Annotated in this window: 16 protein-coding genes; 7 read left to right on the plus strand and 9 right to left on the minus strand. The window is 56.7% G+C overall.

The annotated features are described in order from the left end of the window. Positions 1–44: 44 nt before the first annotated feature. A complete protein-coding gene (locus ACQZ5M_RS15935; RefSeq protein ID WP_449080239.1) occupies positions 45–1,562 on the plus strand; it encodes a helicase HerA domain-containing protein in 1,518 nt (505 codons plus the stop codon). Between the two features lie 117 nt (positions 1,563–1,679). Here ACQZ5M_RS15935 and ACQZ5M_RS15940 read toward each other — a convergent pair whose 3' ends face one another. Beyond that, entirely contained in the window at positions 1,680–2,669 is a 990-nt protein-coding gene (locus ACQZ5M_RS15940) for a TerC family protein (RefSeq protein WP_296019097.1), read from the minus strand. Between the two features lie 437 nt (positions 2,670–3,106). Here ACQZ5M_RS15940 and rpsD point away from each other — a divergent pair, with 437 nt between their 5' ends. Then, on the plus strand, positions 3,107–3,724 hold the full coding sequence (rpsD, locus tag ACQZ5M_RS15945; RefSeq protein WP_296019094.1) for a 30S ribosomal protein S4: 618 nt from the start codon (positions 3,107–3,109) through the stop codon (positions 3,722–3,724). Positions 3,725–3,925: 201 nt separating this feature from the next. Here the strand turns inward: rpsD and gph are convergent, their stop codons facing one another. Further along, a complete protein-coding gene (gene gph, locus ACQZ5M_RS15950) occupies positions 3,926–4,615 on the minus strand; it encodes a phosphoglycolate phosphatase (protein ID WP_296076603.1) in 690 nt (229 codons plus the stop codon). Positions 4,616–4,953: 338 nt separating this feature from the next. Here gph and rpiA point away from each other — a divergent pair, with 338 nt between their 5' ends. From rpiA to gor, 3 genes are all read left to right on the plus strand, one after another. Continuing rightward, on the plus strand, positions 4,954–5,652 hold the full coding sequence (rpiA, locus tag ACQZ5M_RS15955) for a ribose-5-phosphate isomerase RpiA (RefSeq protein WP_296076606.1): 699 nt from the start codon (positions 4,954–4,956) through the stop codon (positions 5,650–5,652). Positions 5,653–5,669: 17 nt separating this feature from the next. Beyond that, a complete protein-coding gene (locus ACQZ5M_RS15960) occupies positions 5,670–6,269 on the plus strand; it encodes a DUF2059 domain-containing protein (protein ID WP_296019087.1) in 600 nt (199 codons plus the stop codon). A 214-nt stretch (positions 6,270–6,483) separates the two neighbouring features. Further along, positions 6,484–7,872: a glutathione-disulfide reductase gene (gor, locus tag ACQZ5M_RS15965; RefSeq protein ID WP_296076719.1), complete on the plus strand. Its 1,389-nt coding sequence runs from the start codon at positions 6,484–6,486 to the stop codon at positions 7,870–7,872. On the opposite strand, the gene ACQZ5M_RS15970 is transcribed toward gor, so the two are convergent. Further along, a complete protein-coding gene (locus tag ACQZ5M_RS15970) occupies positions 7,850–8,758 on the minus strand; it encodes a LysR family transcriptional regulator (RefSeq protein ID WP_449080240.1) in 909 nt (302 codons plus the stop codon). The two genes, gor and ACQZ5M_RS15970, sit on opposite strands and share 23 nt — an antisense overlap. 499 nt (positions 8,759–9,257) lie before the next feature. Here ACQZ5M_RS15970 and ACQZ5M_RS15975 point away from each other — a divergent pair, with 499 nt between their 5' ends. Beyond that, positions 9,258–10,634 carry a class II 3-deoxy-7-phosphoheptulonate synthase gene (locus tag ACQZ5M_RS15975; RefSeq protein ID WP_296018422.1) on the plus strand — a complete coding sequence of 459 codons (1,377 nt, stop codon included), beginning with the start codon at positions 9,258–9,260 and terminating at the stop codon, positions 10,632–10,634. Positions 10,635–10,697: 63 nt separating this feature from the next. Here ACQZ5M_RS15975 and ACQZ5M_RS15980 read toward each other — a convergent pair whose 3' ends face one another. From ACQZ5M_RS15980 to ACQZ5M_RS16005, 6 genes are all read right to left on the minus strand, one after another. Further along, the gene (locus ACQZ5M_RS15980; protein ID WP_296076612.1) at positions 10,698–12,428 is read right to left on the minus strand and encodes a TadG family pilus assembly protein; all 1,731 of its coding nucleotides are present in this window, start codon (positions 12,426–12,428) and stop codon (positions 10,698–10,700) included. A 1-nt stretch (position 12,429) separates the two neighbouring features. Continuing rightward, complete coding sequence (locus ACQZ5M_RS15985) at positions 12,430–12,852, minus strand: TadE/TadG family type IV pilus assembly protein (protein WP_296018420.1); 423 nt, start codon at positions 12,850–12,852, stop codon at positions 12,430–12,432. Positions 12,853–13,132: 280 nt separating this feature from the next. Further along, entirely contained in the window at positions 13,133–13,957 is an 825-nt protein-coding gene (gene radC / locus ACQZ5M_RS15990; protein WP_449080241.1) for a RadC family protein, read from the minus strand. A gap of 17 nt (positions 13,958–13,974) precedes the next feature. Further along, on the minus strand, positions 13,975–14,805 hold the full coding sequence (gene map / locus ACQZ5M_RS15995) for a type I methionyl aminopeptidase (protein WP_296018415.1): 831 nt from the start codon (positions 14,803–14,805) through the stop codon (positions 13,975–13,977). Positions 14,806–14,837: 32 nt separating this feature from the next. After that, complete coding sequence (sfsA, locus tag ACQZ5M_RS16000; RefSeq protein WP_449080242.1) at positions 14,838–15,557, minus strand: DNA/RNA nuclease SfsA; 720 nt, start codon at positions 15,555–15,557, stop codon at positions 14,838–14,840. Between the two features lie 27 nt (positions 15,558–15,584). After that, complete coding sequence (locus ACQZ5M_RS16005; RefSeq protein WP_449080243.1) at positions 15,585–17,441, minus strand: PHA/PHB synthase family protein; 1,857 nt, start codon at positions 17,439–17,441, stop codon at positions 15,585–15,587. A 127-nt stretch (positions 17,442–17,568) separates the two neighbouring features. Between ACQZ5M_RS16005 and ACQZ5M_RS16010 the strand changes: the two genes are divergently transcribed. After that, the gene (locus ACQZ5M_RS16010; protein WP_296076713.1) at positions 17,569–17,964 is read left to right on the plus strand and encodes a hypothetical protein; all 396 of its coding nucleotides are present in this window, start codon (positions 17,569–17,571) and stop codon (positions 17,962–17,964) included. Positions 17,965–18,130: the final 166 nt, after the last annotated feature.

The following is an 18,130-nucleotide window of genomic DNA, read 5'->3' on the forward strand; positions in this document are numbered from 1 at the left end:
ATGAATCGGCACCTTCGTTCATAGCAGTGCAGGGAAGTGTACAAGTGCAGGTCGGTATCGACATGGGAACGCTTTCGGGCGGGCAGAGTGCCAAGCTCGATATCGAGGAATTGCTTGCCACGCGTTTACTGGTGCAGGGCAATTCCGGTTCCGGAAAGTCGCATCTTCTGCGTCGCCTGCTGGAGCAATCCGCACCCTGGGTGCAGCAGGTGATCATCGATCCCGAGGGCGATTTCGTCACTTTGTCCGACAAGTTCGGTCATGTCGTGGTGGATGGTGAGCGTACTGAAGCGGAGCTTGCAGGCATTGCTAATCGCATTCGTCAGCATCGCGTGTCATGTGTCCTGACGCTTGAGGGACTGGACATCGAACAACAGATGCGTGCTGCCGCCGCTTTCCTCAATGGCATGTTCGACGCCGATCGTGAATATTGGTATCCGGTGCTGGTGGTGGTCGACGAAGCACAGATGTTTGCGCCCTCCGTCGGCGGCGAGGTGACGGAAGACGCGCGCAAAGCCTCATTGGGTGCGATGACAAACCTGATGTGCCGCGGGCGCAAACGCGGCCTCGCCGGCGTGATCGCCACACAGAGATTGGCCAAGCTCGCCAAGAATGTCGCGGCTGAAGCCTCCAACTTCCTGATGGGCCGTACCTTCCTCGATATCGATATGGCGCGCGCCGCAGATCTCCTCGGTATGGACCGTCGCCAAGCGGAAATGTTTCGCGATCTTCAGCGCGGCAATTTCGTGGCCCTCGGCCCGGCCCTGTCGAGACGCCCGCTGCCGATCGTCATCGGTCCGGTGGAAACATCGGCACGTTCGTCATCGCCAAAGCTCATGCCGCTGCCGGATGCGCCCCAGGATGTGGAAGACTTGATCTTCACGCCGGACCCGGAAGAGTTCAACCGTCCTGTCGTCCGTCGTACACCGCCGGCTCCTCGCCCTACAACCGATATTCTCGCGGAGCTCTCACGCTCGACGCCTGCCGCCATCGCGCCTGCTTCCGAGCAACCTTCGCGTTCGAGCCAGCCGGAACTGACACCGGAAGAGCGCGAGGAAAAGATCACCGCCGTTTTGACAGAAATTCTCGACGATCCGCAATCGGCCTACCGCACCGATGCAGTCCTCTATCAGGACTTCCTCGTTCGCGCTCGGATGCGCCGCATACCTGGCACGCCGATGGCGCTTTCGGAGTTTCGCCGCCAGATCGCCATCACCCGCTCGGGCGTGGATGTGGAGATGGCTGCAAGTGAGAATTGGCAAAAGGCGTTGGAGCTTTCGAGAAGCGTGTCGGACGACCTGCAAGGCGTCTTTCTGCTTCTGGTCAAGGCCGCGCTTGCGCAAGAGCCGTGCCCCTCGGATGCAAGAATCGCACGCGCCTACGGCACACATTCGGCACGCCGCGCAAGACGGCTGCTCGGTTACTTCGAGGAGAAGGAACTGGTGGTGGTTCATGCCGACTTCACCGGCAAGCGCATAGTCGCCTTTCCGGACCTAGACGCCAAGACGGCGCCGGGCGATGCGGATGCACCGGATGGAGATATGAGTCTGGCAGCGGAGTGACGCCGCGAACTGGTTTGCGCACCGAGGAATCAGATTTTCGCAGAGACATGTCTGGATTGAAACAAGCGCCGTACGTCCGGGAGGACGCACGGCGCTCTGGCGTCAAAAGCGAAGCCCTTACCGTTCTTCGATAACCTTCTTGTCGTCCTTCGTCGCAAGCAGAGAACCGACAATACCCGTAAGAAGGATAGCCACGGTCACGCCCAGAGATACGGCAGGCGGGATCTTTGCAATACCCAGCATGTCTGCCACGAAGATCTTGGAACCGACGAAGACCAGCACCGCAGCCAAAGCGTACTTCAGATAAGCGAAGCGGTGGATCAGGGCAGCGAGCGCAAAGTAGAGTGCGCGCAGTCCAAGGATCGCGAAGATGTTCGACGTGTAGACAATGAAAGGGTCGGTGGTGATCGCGAAGATCGCCGGGATCGAGTCGACCGCGAAGATCAGGTCGGCAATTTCTACCATCACAAGCGCGAGGAACAGCGGCGTCACGAACGTCTTGAGCTTGCCGGTCTTTGCGTCAGGCTGCTTGACGAAGAAACGCTCCTCGTGAAGCCTGTCGGTAACCGGCAGTCGTGCGCGCAAGAAGTTCAGGATCGGATTTTTGCCGATATCCTGTTCGTCGTGGCCGCTGGAAAACAGCATCTTGATGCCGGTAAACACCAGGAAGGCCGCGAAGAGATAGAGAACCCAGTGGAAGTTTTCGACAATTGCAGCGCCAGCGGCAATCATGATGCCGCGAAGGACGATGACGCCGAGAATGCCCCAGAGCAGGACGCGGTGCTGGTATTGGCGCGGGATTGAGAAGTAGGAGAAAATCATGGCGATGATGAAGATGTTGTCCATCGCCAGGCTTTTTTCCACAACGAAGCCCGTCACATATTCCATGGCCGGCTGCTGGCCGGACTGGAACCAGATCCATCCACCGAAGGCCAGGCCGATTGCAATGTAGAAGCCCGACATCAAAAGGCTTTCCTTGATGCCGATTTCCTTGGAGTTCTTATGCAGAACACCAAGATCCAGCGCCAAAAGGCCTAGAACGAGGGTGATGAAAATGCCCCACATCCATGTGGGGGTACCGAGAAAATCCGTAAACAGAAAGTCCATCAGTCAACCTTTGTCCGGACGAGGTTGGCTCAACGGTCGGGAAACGAGATGGAAAAAAAGACGCGCCCCAACCTTGGAGACTCGACATCGCGTATTGTCCGGTAATACGCCAGAGGGGCCCGAGTCCTGATCACCCGAATGAAATGGGAGGATCGGCTACGGTTTCAAGGGGCGTCTTCATTTTTTGTCGTTGACATTTTTATGAAGCGACCCTAGAAGCCCCATCAACGCCGGGCAGAAATGTCCGGTGTGTTTCGTTGACTGCCTTGCAGTAAGTCACTGACGTTCGGCGGTCAATATCACCGACATGTCCCGTGGTTTCTCCATCTCGCATGTGAGAAGCCTGTCAGAGGTTCCTAACCGGATCTCAGAGGAGGGCGTGTTTCCTTCACCCGGTTTGGCAACAGACCGGTGCAAACTGTTGAAAAGGAAATGCGATGAGCAAGCGCGAATCGTCCAAGTATAAAATTGACCGCCGTATGGGCGAAAATATCTGGGGCCGTCCGAAGTCCCCGGTTAATCGTCGCGAATACGGCCCAGGCCAGCACGGCCAGCGCCGTAAGGGCAAGATGTCCGACTTCGGTACGCAGCTGCGCGCCAAGCAGAAGCTGAAGGGTTACTACGGCGAACTGCGCGAAAAGCAGTTCCGTGCGACCTACGACGAAGCCAACCGCCGCAAGGGCGACACCTCCGAGAACCTGATCGGCCTGCTCGAGTCGCGTCTGGACGCCATCGTCTACCGCGCCAAGTTCGTACCGACCGTTTTCGCGGCTCGCCAGTTCGTCAACCATGGCCACGTCACGGTTAACGGCGTTCGCGTCAACATCGGTTCGTACCGTTGCAAGGTCGGCGACGTTATCGAAGTTCGCCAGAAGTCCAAGCAGCTCGCAATCGTTCTCGAAGCTGTTCAGCTCGCAGAACGCGACGTTCCGGACTACATCGAAGTCGATCATAACAAGATGACCGCGACCTTCGCTCGCGTACCGGCTCTTGCTGACGTGCCTTACGCCGTCATCATGGAACCGCATCTGGTCGTCGAATTCTACTCGCGTTAATTCGCGTTCAAGTTTTGCAAAAAAAAGCCGGTCCCTGTGGCCGGCTTTTTTGCGTGTGATACAAAAAATCCCCGGCAGAAGGCCGGGGATGGTGGCATTTTACGTGTGCCTCGATCTTTCAGATTCGCTTAGAGACTGTTTCATCGCCTGTCTTGGATGCAAAACTGTTGCACTTTGCGCGACCTGCTCCAGGCGATTACGTCACGCCGCATTTGCCCGCGATTTCAGAAGCCTCTCCACAAGCGCTGCATCCAGCGCATCGAAGCTGTCTATCGTCACATCCGGCCCAAGCTCTGCCATGGGAACGTCGGTGTAGCCGAAGGTCACGCCGATAGCGGGAATCTTGGCGTTCTTGGCCGCCAGAATGTCGTTGACACTGTCACCCACCATTACGCTGCGAGCCGGATCGCAGCCAGCCTTCTCGATCGTACCAAGAATATGGCGGGCATCCGGTTTGCGCCATTCAAACGTATCGCCGCAGGTAATGGTGGAAAAGCGATCCTTCAGTCCCAGTTTTTCCAGCAGTGGGATGGCTAGAACGGATGTCTTGTTGGTGCAGACGGCGAGGCTGAAACCTTCCGCGGCGAGGCGATCCAGTGCTTCTGGAACGCCGGGATAAGGCTTGCTTTGTCCAGGCATCTCCTCTCTGTAATGGGCGATGAAACGCTCGTGCAGCGGCTCGACGTCCTCCTCCGGCAACTCTTTGTTCCTGAGCGCGAAGGCGCGTTGGACCATCACACGAACACCCTGGCCAACCAGATGTGTCAGATCGTTGAAGGTGACGGGTGCAAGGCCCGCAGCAGCAATGGTGTGGTTCAGGCTGTCGATCAGGTCCGGAGCCGTATCGACGAGCGTGCCGTCGAGATCGAATATAACAAGGGGTGAAGTCAAAGAGGAAACCTCGTCTGTGGGGCAAATATCGCGCGAACCTAGCGCATCGGGGCGGAAATCGAAATCCAATTCGACAGGATTGAGGACTTGTGCGCAAAAGCTTTAGGTTTCGCCCTCGATTGCCTGCCCGCTCACACCATCTCATTTCGAACGAAACCACTGAATGGTTCATTTTGAAGCAGCAGAAGGGGCTTTCGTTTGAGTTTCGAGCCGTGTAAACACACGCAGTCGCAGCGGTCCGGCACCTTGCTAACGGGCCCGCCGCTGCACAAAACCATACGGGCACAAGCGCGATCAACAGGCGCATGGCCCATGATATAAAGCGGAGTTGCAGGCGCATGGATGCCCGCCAAATGAAGATCAAGGCCGCAGAGGCAGCATTGACCTATGTCGAGGACGGAATGCGTCTGGGCATTGGTACGGGCTCTACCGCGGAAGAATTCGTTCGCCTGCTTGCCGAGAAGGTGGCGAACGGTCTTAAGGTTCAAGGTGTTCCCACCTCGGAGCGCACCGCGCGCCTGTGCGTCGAACTTGGCGTTCCACTGAAGTCCCTGGATGAACTGCCAGAGCTCGATCTCACGATCGATGGCGCCGACGAAGTCGATCATGCGCTTCGGTTGGTCAAGGGCGGCGGCGGAGCTCTGTTGCGAGAAAAGATTGTCGCGGCGGCGTCGGCACGCATGATCGTGATTGCGGATCAGACGAAGGTCGTGGAAACGCTCGGCGCATTTCCGCTGCCCATCGAGGTGAATGCTTTCGGTATGGCTGCAACCCGCATCGCTATCGAAAAACTGGCGGCCAGGGTGGGGCTTGCCGGTGAGCTGAAACTACGTTCTTCCGAAGACGGACCGTTCAAGACCGATGGCGGTCATCTTATTTTCGACGCATCATTTGGCCGTATTCCTGATGCAGAAGCGCTGGCACGTCAGCTGCATGCGATTCCAGGCGTCGTCGAGCACGGACTTTTCATTAATTTGGCATCGCTTGCCATTATCGCAGGACCGGACGGCGCCCGCGTGATGCATGCGACAGTATAACAGGAGCGAGAGAGTTGATGGGTAAACTAGCGGGACTGGGCAAAGCTGCCGCTGCTTCGATCCTTATTTCTGGGCTTGTGTTCGGCACTGCCGTGCGCGCGCAGGAAATTTCTGCAGAGCATATCGCCGCTGCAAAGCAGGCTATCACCGCACTCGGCGTGACGGATCGCTTTGATAACATTCTGCCGGGTCTAGCCGAGCGCCTGAAGTCCGAGCTCATCCAGGCGTCCCCGAATGTCCAGGATCAGATCACCGCAACCGTTGACGCGAAGGCGCTTGAACTGGCTCCTCGTCGTGCCGACCTGGAAAAAGAAGCAGCACTCACCTACGCACGCGCCTTCTCGATCGACGAGTTGAAGGCGATCTCTGCCTTCTATGGTAGCGAAGCCGGTAAGAAGCTTCTGAAGGACGGTCCGATCGCCACGCGTGAACTGATGAAGGCTGCCGACATCTGGGCGGCTGGCATCAACCGTGACCTGAACTCGGCCAGCATGTCCGAACTTCAAAAGGTCGCCGGTGCAGACCTTCAGCCGCTTCCTGCTAACGAAGCCAATGTCGGCGGCGCTCCAGGCGCCACAGCTCCGGCTCCCGCTGCGGCTCCTGCGCCGAAGCCATGATCGGTCGCTGATCATTCAGTATTTTTCAAAGCCCGGAAGCGATTCCGGGCTTTTCTTTTTCCGCGTCTAACACCTATATGATCATCCATATGATGCCTTGGCACTGCGTATCTCTGGATGCGTACTTTCGCTTAACGCACTGATTTTGCTCGACTGCGGCTGGTATGTTCTTCCTCCCGTCGTTGCGCGCTCCGGCTGACGACAGAGGTTTATGATGACATCCTACGACTATGATCTTTTTGTTATCGGCGGCGGATCGGGTGGCGTGCGTAGTGCCCGGGTCGCTGCATCGCTCGGGAAACGGGTCGGCATCGCTGAAGAATATCGGTATGGCGGCACCTGTGTCATCAGAGGCTGCGTTCCGAAAAAGCTTTTTGTGTACGCCTCCCAATATCCGGAGCATTTCGAGGATGCCGCGGGTTTTGGCTGGACTGTCGGAGAGAGCGCCTTCGACTGGAAAAAGCTTGTTGCCGCCAAGGACAAAGAGATAGAGCGGCTTGAGGGGCTTTATCGCAAGGGGCTGGAAAACGCCAAGGCTGATATTTTCGACACGCGTGCAGAGCTTGTCGATGCCCACACGGTTAAACTCGTCAATACCGGAAAGACGGTGACAGCCGAGCGCATCGTCATTGCTGTCGGGGGCACGCCGAATGCACATCCTGCCTTGCCCGGTCACGAATTAACGATTTCCTCTAATGAGGCCTTCCATTTGGAGGAACTGCCGAAATCGATATTGATTGCCGGCGGCGGTTACATCGCAGTCGAATTTGCCAATATCTTTCACGGTCTCGGTGTTGAAACGACATTGATCTACCGTGGCAAGGAAATTCTGAACGGCTTCGATGGCGATCTGCGCAAGGGTCTTCATGAAGCGATGGAGGCCAAGGGCATCCGGATCGTTCTCGAAGACCTTATCCAGGAGGTTAGCAAGGACGGGGCAGGTGGCTTCGTCGCCCGCACCAAGCAGGGCGCATCGCTTCATGTTGGCCTGGTGATGCTGGCGCTTGGACGCGAACCCAATACTAAGGGGCTTGGATTGGAGAAAGCCGGAGTCCATACGAATGAGAAGGGCGCGATCGTTGTCGATGACTATTCGCGCACCACTGTCCCGCATATCTATGCGCTTGGCGACGTCACCGATCGGGTACAGCTGACACCTGTCGCCATTCATGAGGCGATGTGCTTCATCGAGACGGAGTTCAAGAACAACCCGACAAAGCCCGATCATCATCTGATTGCGACTGCAGTCTTCTCCCAGCCCGAAATCGGCACGGTCGGGCTTTCGGAGGAGCAGGCGGCTTCGAAGTTCGAAGAGGTCGAGATCTACCGAGCGCAGTTCCGCCCGATGAAGGCAACGCTCTCGGGCCGGTCTGAAAAGACGATCATGAAGCTGCTCGTCAATGCGGCGGACAGAAAGGTCGTCGGCGCGCATATACTGGGTCACGAGGCCGGTGAGATGGCGCAGCTTCTCGGCATCACGCTGAAGGCCGGTTGCACCAAGGACGACTTCGACGCCACCATGGCCGTCCACCCGACTGCTGCCGAGGAGCTGGTGACGATGTATTCGCCAAGCTACCGCATCAAGAACGGGGAAAGAGTATAACGGGGCTCTGGCGGTCGACAGGCTCGGCTCGCATGCCTTCGAATAGTTGCTCGTTGCGCTTCAACAGCGCAGCGAGCCGATCGATGGCAACCCGCATTTCCGCTGTGTGTCGATCATCGTCGTTGACGGTGATCCACAGGTTGTGAGCGAGCTCCTCGATGATCTCACCGTCTCGCACCACGCCTGGCAGAGTGTCGCCGATATAGGCGGGCAAAACGCCCCTGCCGGCCCCGCTCTGGATCAGGCGCGGCAAGAGCGCTGGCGCATTTGTCCATGTGTGGATCATCTGCTCCCGATTGCAAAACACCCACTTCTCCGCATCCGACGCCGCGACTTCCGTGCCGATTGAAATCCAGGGGGCGGATGCGGTCGTTGTCAGTCCCTCAGACCGGTAGGCGCAGTAATTGACCGTAACGGATTTGCGCACTGCGAAATTGCCATTCTGTGGGGATGCGTCAAAGACCCCGATCATTCCGCGTCGGTAGGTCAGATCGTCTTCGGGACCGAAGTGCTTGCAGCAAAGTCGAAAGGCATCGTCCGGTCCGCGAATGGCGCTCGTGTTTTCGGCAACGAAACCCATCAGCCAGATGTTGGAGGAAATCGAAACGATGGGTAGTGAGAAGGCGTCGCCCTGCCACTGGCTGATATCTGCCGCCGTCCGCCTCATATGTTGAACGCGTTCAAACAGGATCACCCCGTCGGGCGCCAGCTTGTAGCCCTGCTGGCTGCGGATAAAGAGCGTGCGCCCCATCGTCCGTTCGAGAAAGAGCATCTTTCGACCGATCGTCGGCGCGCTGATGCCGGTCAGGCTTGCCGCGTCTGCAAGACCACCCTCGGACGCAACGATATGGAAGAGTTTCAGATCGTCCCAGTTTACATCTGTCATGGAAGGCTCTCCGGCTGATAGAGTCATTTATAGCCGGATCCATCTGGCTTTGCATCGTTTGCCGGTGAAACGCGCCTTTCATTCCTGCATCTACGCCCGTCGCAGCCTCTGCCTTACCTCCTGTCGGGAACACAGGAGAAAGATCATGTTGCCGGAAACGATGTTTGCAATGGAGAGGATGACGCGTAATCAATTCAAGGAGAGGAAGAGTGGCGATGATCACCGATGGGAGACATGGCCATCGACCGGTCTCGACCATTTCGGCTTGTTTCTTTGGCGCGTAGCGCAGCGGTTGCACAATCGCGATGGGCTGCGAAAACAACGACGTGAAGCACACAGGCTTCAATTCAAGGATTATCTAGAATCGCAGAGGGTTTGCGCAGGTCCAAAAGCGTCGGTAATTGACTAGGCAAGCTCCCTGCAAAGGTTTATAAGCCGCTCAATTTTTAAAGGTGCGCACGCCCGCGCAATTTTTCGGGCGGGGAGACAGGTGAGTAGAATGGCACAGAATTGGACGCCCGGTAGCTGGAGACAAAAGCCCATCCAGCAGGTTCCGCAATATCCTGACGCTGCTGCGCTTGCAGCGACGGAAGCCCAGCTTGCGAGCTATCCTCCGCTGGTTTTTGCCGGTGAGGCGCGCCGTCTGAAGAAGCAACTCGCCAGCGTCGCCGAAGGCGAGGCCTTTCTTCTGCAGGGAGGCGACTGCGCCGAAAGCTTCCTGGAGCATGGCGCCGACAATATTCGCGACTTCTTCCGCGCCTTCCTCCAGATGGCCGTGGTTCTGACCTATGGCGCGCAACTGCCCGTGGTCAAGGTTGGCCGTATCGCCGGTCAGTTCGCCAAGCCGCGTTCGTCCAATATCGAGGCGCAGAATGGCGTCGAGCTGCCGTCCTACCGTGGTGACATCATCAACGGTATCGAGTTCAACGAAGCCTCGCGCATTCCCAACCCGGAGCGCCAGCTGGATGCTTATCGTCAGTCGGCTGCAACGCTGAACCTGCTTCGCGCCTTCGCCATGGGTGGTTACGCCAACCTGGAAAACGTGCATCAGTGGATGCTCGGCTTCGTCAAGGATTCCCCGCAGGCGGATCGTTATCGCAAGCTTGCCGGTCGTATCTCCGAAACCATGGACTTCATGAAGGCGATCGGCATTAGCGCCGAGAACAACCCAAGCCTTCGCGAAACGGATTTCTTCACCAGCCACGAAGCGTTGCTTCTGGGTTATGAAGAGGCCCTGACTCGCGTCGATTCCACCTCCGGCGATTGGTATGCAACCTCCGGCCACATGCTGTGGATCGGCGACCGCACACGCCAGCTCGACCACGCGCATGTGGAATATTTCCGCGGCATCAAGAACCCGATCGGTTTGAAGTGCGGCCCGTCGCTCCAGCCGGACAATTTGATCCAGCTGATCGACGCGCTGAACCCCGCCAACGAAGCAGGACGCCTAACGCTGATTTGCCGCTTTGGTCATGACAAGGTCGCCGACCATCTGCCGAAGCTGATCCGCGCTGTCGAGAAGGAAGGTCGTAAGGTTATCTGGTCCTGCGATCCGATGCATGGCAACACAATCACGCTCAACCACTACAAGACGCGTCCATTCGAGCGCATTCTGTCGGAAGTGGAAAGCTTCTTCCAGATCCACCGTGCAGAGGGCACGCATCCAGGCGGCATCCATATCGAGATGACCGGTAAGGACGTTACCGAATGCACCGGCGGTGCGCGTGCCGTAACGGCAGACTCACTGTCCGACCGCTATCACACGCATTGCGACCCTCGTCTGAATGCCGACCAGGCGTTGGAACTGGCATTCCTTCTATCCGAGCGCATGAAGAGCGGTCGTGATGAAAAGCGTCTGGCTGTTGCCAACGCGTGAGAGTTCAGCCATTAGACAAGAAAGCCGCCGGAGCGATCCGGCGGCTTTCCTGTCTTTACACCGTCATTGAACCAGCACGGGCTGCATGCAGCGAAGATCGGTCACCCGCACATCCGCTTCACCGATCTTCACGCCCATCACGAGCAATGTGTTATATAACAACTCGTCGATCGGTTTGGTGGCGGCGCTCAACGTATCGGCCAGCGCTGATTGAATGATCGCGGGCGAGCCGATCGTAAGGAAAAGCACGTTGATATCGACATCGAGTTTCTTCAAAAGCGAAGCAACAAGGGAGGTCGTCACGTCTTTGGTGGAAACCTGCTTGATCCTGGCCTGCTGGATGTCGGCTTGATAGAAGGTCAATCTGGTCTTCGTCAGATTGCCACTATTAATCTGTGCCATGCCATTGATCCTGACGACTGCGGAATCGAGGATCGAAGTCTTGGTCACGCGTGGAGTTCGTCCGAAATTATTGAAGGCGCTGGTGTCGACATTTCCGAGTGCTATTTCCGCCAGCCCCGGAACGACGTCGACATCGACGGCACCGTTGCCCGGCGTCATGCATCTGATATCCGCAAGCTTTGCTTCGGCATTGGCCACCTCCACATAGAGAGGGAGGTTGATCTGCAGGCCAAGCAATGCCTTTAAACCGGTGACAGATGTCTCTATGGCCAGACGCGTCTGCGCCGTGCGAACGACGGTTCCCGTTGACCCGACAGCCAGAGGCGGCGCGCTGACGGGAGGTTCACCGATGGCGATGGTCAATTTCGTAGCGGCCAGTCCGGGTACCGACGCGCCCGCATTGATGGCAATCTGCTGATGGCCATTGGCGGCGATCGCCGCCGCTGAGACCAGATCGAACAGCTCTGCGGTCACCTTAAGATTTTCGCCGCTTCCGACCATATTGCCGAGGAACGGACCCAGGTTGACGATCTTTTCCAGTGGGAGGCTAATGCTGGTTTTGTTGGCAGCGCGCTCCAAAGTCTTGATGGTCGCCACGAGCGAGGGCTGCAACCCTCCCGTTCGCCCAAGCGCGTTGAGGAACTGACTGAGAGTGATATCTTTGGTAAGCAGATCACGATACGTGCCCGCCTGTAATCCAAGGTCAATCGCCAGGATGTCAATCGTCTTCAAGAGATTGATGTCGGCACTGACAAGGGCCTGATAATCCATGAGTTTAAGGTTGACTGAAGAACCCAGAAGTCCACTCAGAACTGCGTTCAACAGGCCCTCATTGAGCGAGAGCAGCCGGGAGCCGACGGAAAAAGCTGCGACCCGCGACGCCGCCGCCGTGCCCACTGCCGAAATCTTCGGCGCAGTGGTGAAGCTGGATGCGAAATAGATTTGGCCCTTTTCGACGATTTCGACTTTCACCGCGTTCGTAGGGCTGGCGTCCGCAACGAAGCGTTGCCCCACGTCGACAGTGGAATCTGGCACATAGCGGCCTTTGGTGACGGTCGCATAACCATCGACACCGGCCAATTCTCCCTCGATATCAGCTGAAACAAAGCCGGTATCGGTCAGCAGGCCGTTTTCCGTTTTGATACCGATCTTTTTGCCGTTGAGTTTGAAGTACTGCAAAACCGCTTGATCTGGGTTGACCGCCGCGGCCGCCGAGATGGCAGCGAGGTCTGCCGTTTGCTGCAACTCTCTTTTCTGAAGGGTAAGCGCTCCGTAATCGACCCCGAGCGCCAGGATGCCGACAAAGAGGGGCGCCGTCAGCCCTGCCGTGATTGCTATATTGCCGGACTTGTTCTTCCAGATCTGAAAATTTGAAGGCCGCTTGTCGTGCATATCAAACCCCTCCGATCCTGATTGTCGAGAAACGTTTGATGGTCTTCTCGGGAAGGGCGTAAGAATAAAGGTTCCAGATTGGTAACTCGGTCGCATCATATTCTACCGTGACGGTGAACTGATTGCTGTTGTTCAAATCCTGGCCTACGGTCACATTGAAGTAGCGCTTGTCCATGAAAACATAGCCAAGCGATGTTCTGGTGACGAAGTCCTTCGCCAGTGCCTGTCTTTCATTGTTATTAAGACCTGCGACGGCGGTTCTCGCCGCATCGGCAGCCACCTGTTGCACGGAGTGCGCCGTCATCAGGTAGATGCCGTAGGCGATCATGGTCAAAAGGACCAAAAGAAAAATGGGAGCTATGATTGCGAACTCGACAGCTGACGAGCCGCCACGATGACGAAGCATTCTTGCCAAAATGGCCATGGCATCCTCCGATACGCTTCATGCGTTAATTCTTAGATGCTAATGTTTGTAGGTTGATTTTATATTAATGTAAATCTTGAGGTTGTGTATCGTATCGGGCCGGAAGTTTAACACCGGTGCGTTACTGGATGCGGGAACAATCGTTGTTCGCAATGCGGGACAAAATTTGCCGCGTCAATCAGGAGCATTTTCAAGCGATCACGGGATCGCCTCCAATGCTCGATATCTTGTTTTGGCGCGTTGTCCGGCGGCGAAGCGCTGACGGTTCTGCTGCAAATTTCTAAATCAGACGCAGACCCTTGAAGCTGACATGACCATCCTTGCCGATGATGATATGATCATGGATCGCGATACCAAGCGGTTTCGCCGTGTCGATGATCGTCTTTGTCATATCGATGTCTGCTCGCGATGGAGTGGGGTCGCCGCTTGGGTGATTGTGGACGAGAATGATCGCAGTCGATGACAGCTCCAGGGCACGTCGCACGACCTCCCGCGGATAGACCGGTGTGTGGTCGACTGTACCTTGCCCCTGTATCTCGTCGGCGATCAGCACATTGCGCTTGTCAAGAAACAGGATGCGGAATTGCTCACGCGTTTCATGCGCCATCACTGCATGACAGTAATCGATGACAGAGGACCATGAGCTAAGCACCTGCTTGTTGCGGATTTCGCTTTTCAGCATGCGCTGCGAAACGGAAGCAATCAGCTTCAGGTCGAGAGCCACCGTATCTCCGATGCCTTTCACTTCCTGCAACAGCGGCAGCGGTGCTCCCAGTACGCCAGCTAGTGTGCCGAAACGCGCAATCAACGCTTTTGCGATCGGTTTCGTATCCCGGCGGGGAATGAGCCGGAACAGCAACAATTCGAGAAGTTCATAATCCGCCAGCGCCGCATCACCTTGGTCTCGATACTTGCCGCGCAGCCGCTCCCTGTGGCCATGATAATGCGCTGGCTCTTGCTCGGGCGACGCCTTTGGCTGCTTGGAGGCCGGGCGTTGGTCTGAAAATAGACCGCGCTCGTTGACGGGATCGAACAGGTCTTTGCCCTCGTTCTCTTCCTGACGTGACGATGCCTTTTGCGGCGGAGGAGAGGGGGCTTTTGCCATCTGACGGTCGCTTGCTGTTAGAGCGGAGGTAAGCCAGGCCTGTCGAAACCACCAGGAGAAAGGGTGAAGACCTCGCATCCCGTAGCGGTGACACCGACCGCATGCTCGTATTGTGCCGACAGGGATCGGTCTCGTGTAACCGCCGTCCAGCCGTCAGATAGAACTTTAACATGCGGCTTGCCGAGATTGATCATCGGCTCGATGGTGAAGATCATGCCTTCGCGGATTTCCGGGCCGTCGCTCTCCTTGCCGTAATGCAGAATGTTCGGCGTGTCATGGAAGAGGCGGCCAACACCATGGCCGCAAAAATCCGTCACGACAGAGCAGCGCTCTCCTTCTGCATAGGCCTGGATGGCTGCGCCGATAGCGCCGGTTCGCACACCCGGCTTTACCGCAGCGATGCCGCGCAGGAGGCACTCATAGGTCACTTCAAGCAGACGCTCTGCTGATCGTTTTATCTGGCCGACGGGATACATGCGGCTCGAATCACCATACCAGCCATCAAGGACGTAGGTCACATCGATATTGACGATATCGCCTTCGCGCAGCGGCTTATCGTCTGGAATGCCATGACAGACGACATGGTTGATGGATGTGCAGACGGATTTGGTATAGCCGCGGTAATTGAGCGTTGCAGGAAGAGCGCCGTGATCTGCGCCGAACTCGAAGACGAAGCGGTCGATGGCATTGGTCGTCACGCCCGGCTTTACAATGTCTGCAAGTGCATCCAGGCATCGCGCAGTCAACTGACTTGCCTTGCGCATGCCCTCGAAATCTTCCGAGTTATAAAGGCGGATAACGCCTGTATTCTTCAAAGGAGCCGATGCCGCGTCGATGTAGGTGACCATTCTATCGCTTTCTGTCTTGCGTTCACCTGCGTTCATAAAGCAGCAGTGGGCCAGTCGTCTATTGCAACCATGCGGCTTGCGACGATTTCTATCGGTGAGATATCACAATTGATGGCGTACGCCTCGACACCACGCCCTGTCGCGCGCTGGAACGCTGCCGCGTAAATGGGATCGAGGTCCGAGCAGATGCGCATCCGGTGACAGTCTGAGCGCTGGATCAGGTAGAGCATCACGGCGCGGTGGCCGGCTTGCGCAGCGTCACCCAGTTCATTCAGATGTTTTGCTCCGCGCTTGGTGGCGGTATCCGGGAACTCCGCCAGTCCCGGTTCGCGCATGAAATGCACGTTCTTCACCTCGACATAGGCGTCCGGTCGTCCCGCTGCTGACAGGAGAAAATCGATCCGGGAATTGATACCATATCGCTGCTCTCGCTTCAGCGTGTCATAGCCGCGAAGCGAAGGGATTCGATTGGCAAGAAGCGCCTCCTCCGTCAGCTTGTTTGGCATTCCCGTGTTGATGCCGACGATCGTGCCGTCCGCTTCGACCATTTCCAGCATATGGCGATATTTTCGGGTCGGGCTGTCATGCTCGGAGAGCCAGATGCGTGAGCCCGGCGTGGTCAAGCCGCGCATGGATCCTGTATTGGGACATGACCCGGTAATTGTTGTACCGTCGGCCAGAACGGCATCGAAGAGAAAACGCTTATAACGGGATATGAGCGTGGCGGGCACAAGCGGAGAATCAAAGCGCATGGCGGGAGTGTCGTTCTAACGTGTACATCATTCAAGAACATAGGTTCCAGGCGCGTCACCAAGCGGGGTCAGTTGCCCATCGCCTGGAACGCGAGCCGCAACCTTTTGCGCGCTCTGTGCCTCGATCCAGCGCTGCCAATGCGGCCACCAAGACCCCGTATGGACCTGGTTCCCTTGCTGCCATTCCTCAATGTCACCTGTTGGTGATGGCCCTGTCCAGTATTGATATTTTCCGGCATCCGGCGGATTGACAACACCTGCTATGTGACCTGAGCCGCCGAGCACGAACTCGACCGGCCCACCGAAGAGCTTTGCGCCTTCGAACACTGATTTTGCCGGAGCGATATGGTCGTCGTGGGTGGCTAGATGGTAGACGGGCACTGTCACATCCTTGAGGTTCAGCACTTTGCCACGGACGTGCATCCGGCCTTCCGCCAGATTGTTCTCCAAATAGCAGTTACGCAAATAGAACGAGTGATTGGCCGCTGTCACACGGGTGGAATCGGAGTTCCAGTAGAGCAGGTCGAACGGTGGCGGTTGCGTGCCCCGCAGATAGTTGTCGACCATGTAGGGCCAGATCAGATCGGAGGCGCGCAGCAGGTTGAACACGCCTGCCATGATTGCGCCGTCCAGATAGCCAACCGCTTTCATATGAGCGTCGAGTGCTGCAAGCTGAGGCTCGTCTACGAAGATTTTCAGCTCGCCCGCATGGGTGAAATCCGTCTGTGCTGCCAGCAATGTCGCCGTACGGATCCGATCGTTATTTTCCTGGGCGTGAAGTGCGAGCGTGGCCGAAAGAAGCGTGCCACCGATGCAGTATCCTGCCGCGTTGACCTCGCGCTCGCCCGTTGCCTGTTCGATCGCCGCAAGCGCGAAATCTATACCTTCACGGATGTAGTCTTCCCAACCTTTTTCAGCGTGTCTCGCATCTGGATTGACCCAGGAGATCATAAAGACGCTGTGACCCTGATCGACTGACCACTTAACAAAGGATTTCCGCGCATTGAGGTCGAGAATATAGAATTTGTTGATCCATGGGGGAATGATCAGGAGAGGGCGTTTGAACACCGTCTCGGTCGAAGGCGCGTAGTGGATGATTTCGCAAAGTTCGCTACGCGCAATGACCTTGCCCGATGAGACGGCAATGTTCTGACCGATGACAAACTTGCTGTAATCCGTTTGGCGAAGCTTCAGGTGACCTTTACCCGCGGCCATGTCCTCGGCCAGTTGCGCCATACCCTTGACGAGGTTTGCCCCGCTGGTGGCGACCGTCTCGCGAAAGACCTGTGGATTGGTGAAGGCGAAGTTAGCCGGTGAAATCGCCTCCGTCATCTGACGCATGTAGAAGCGCGCCTTTTCGCGGGTACGCTCGTCGAGACCTTCGGCCTCGGCCACCATTTTCTCTGCCCAGTCGGCAGTTGCGAAATAGACCTTCTGCAGGAAATCGAAGAACGGATTTACGTTCCAGTCCTCATCGCTGAAGCGCTTGTGGCTGCGTGGTTTTTCGGAAGCGGTTCTCTCTGTCGCGGAGTTGCGCTGATCCGCTGAAAGTCGGATCAAAGACGCTTGCCAGATTTCGAAATAGCTCGAAAGAAGATGAGTCTGTGCCTCCACGGAGCGCTTCGGCTCTGCCATCCAGTATTCAGCCACGTCGGACAATGTCTGAAATACATCGCTCATAGGGCTGGCATCGGTTTGTGGAATCTCGCCGCGTTCTCGCGGCGCGAGCCATTCGGACGCTGCTTTTCCGAGATTTTCCACAGCTCTGGCGATATTCATGGCGAAGGCTTGAGGATCACGCAGAATATAGGCATCGGCGGATTTGGGATCGTAACTAGATCCCCTGTCGTCAGGATCGTTCGGTCCGCCTCTCTTGCCCGCCATACGTTCTCCTTGGTGGCGATTTTTGTATTTGCACATTCTGTACGAAAACGAATACAAGTTCCACCGACACGGGCGCCGTTTCAGCGCGTCCGCAAAACCATGGATACCTTATAGGTGGGGCAGGATAATGGGCAAGCATTCGGGAAGCATAAAAACGGCGTCGATGCTGTCGGTTTGCGGCCTGATTCTGCCGTTAGCCGCCTGTACCACACCGGGTCCAATCGTCGATCCTGCCCATATGGAAAGACCCAAAGCGCAAATCGTTGGCGCTCAGCCTGTGAGCGGCGGGCCGTTGCAGAAGCGTGACACGGGGACTTTCCCGACCTTTGCCAAGCCCATGACGGCGGCCATGCCACAAATGGAAGAAAACGAAGCATCGACCATGGAGCAGAACCTGACCGCTCTTGGTGCGGCGCGCCGTCGCGGCCAGATCACAGAGGCCGAGTATAAGCGTCGCGTTGCAGAACTTCGTGCTCTGTCAGAGCAACAAAAGCCAGTGGCGACGCCTGCTGCCTCACAGTGACGCAAGACGAAATTATAGAACTCGTATCGTCAGTGCAAAAGCAAAGGGCCATTCAAGAGAATGGCCCCAGACCGCTGACAAACCCGTCGATTTTTCGGCGGGTTTTTCTGTTTTAGGATGATGCTGTTTGTTGATCTGCGTGTGCGACGCTGAATGGGAGACAAGT

The organism is Rhizobium sp. 22-785-1 (assembly GCF_053521965.1).

Bases quoted from the DNA above. Each gene is read 5' to 3' on its own strand.
- ACQZ5M_RS15980 (WP_296076612.1), bottom strand. From the start codon at position 12,428: ATGCACGACAAGCGGCCTTCAAATTTTCAGATCTGGAAGAACAAGTCC.
- rpsD (WP_296019094.1), top strand. From the start codon at position 3,107: ATGAGCAAGCGCGAATCGTCCAAGTATAAAATTGACCGCCGTATGGGC.
- ACQZ5M_RS15960 (WP_296019087.1), top strand. From the start codon at position 5,670: ATGGGTAAACTAGCGGGACTGGGCAAAGCTGCCGCTGCTTCGATCCTT.
- radC (WP_449080241.1), bottom strand. From the start codon at position 13,957: ATGGCAAAAGCCCCCTCTCCTCCGCCGCAAAAGGCATCGTCACGTCAG.
- ACQZ5M_RS16010 (WP_296076713.1), top strand. From the start codon at position 17,569: ATGGGCAAGCATTCGGGAAGCATAAAAACGGCGTCGATGCTGTCGGTT.
- ACQZ5M_RS16005 (WP_449080243.1), bottom strand. From the start codon at position 17,441: ATGGCGGGCAAGAGAGGCGGACCGAACGATCCTGACGACAGGGGATCT.
- gor (WP_296076719.1), top strand. From the start codon at position 6,484: ATGACATCCTACGACTATGATCTTTTTGTTATCGGCGGCGGATCGGGT.
- ACQZ5M_RS15975 (WP_296018422.1), top strand. From the start codon at position 9,258: ATGGCACAGAATTGGACGCCCGGTAGCTGGAGACAAAAGCCCATCCAG.
- ACQZ5M_RS15970 (WP_449080240.1), bottom strand. From the start codon at position 8,758: ATGACAGATGTAAACTGGGACGATCTGAAACTCTTCCATATCGTTGCG.
- map (WP_296018415.1), bottom strand. From the start codon at position 14,805: ATGGTCACCTACATCGACGCGGCATCGGCTCCTTTGAAGAATACAGGC.
- sfsA (WP_449080242.1), bottom strand. From the start codon at position 15,557: ATGCGCTTTGATTCTCCGCTTGTGCCCGCCACGCTCATATCCCGTTAT.
- rpiA (WP_296076606.1), top strand. From the start codon at position 4,954: ATGGATGCCCGCCAAATGAAGATCAAGGCCGCAGAGGCAGCATTGACC.
- ACQZ5M_RS15985 (WP_296018420.1), bottom strand. From the start codon at position 12,852: ATGGCCATTTTGGCAAGAATGCTTCGTCATCGTGGCGGCTCGTCAGCT.
- ACQZ5M_RS15940 (WP_296019097.1), bottom strand. From the start codon at position 2,669: ATGGACTTTCTGTTTACGGATTTTCTCGGTACCCCCACATGGATGTGG.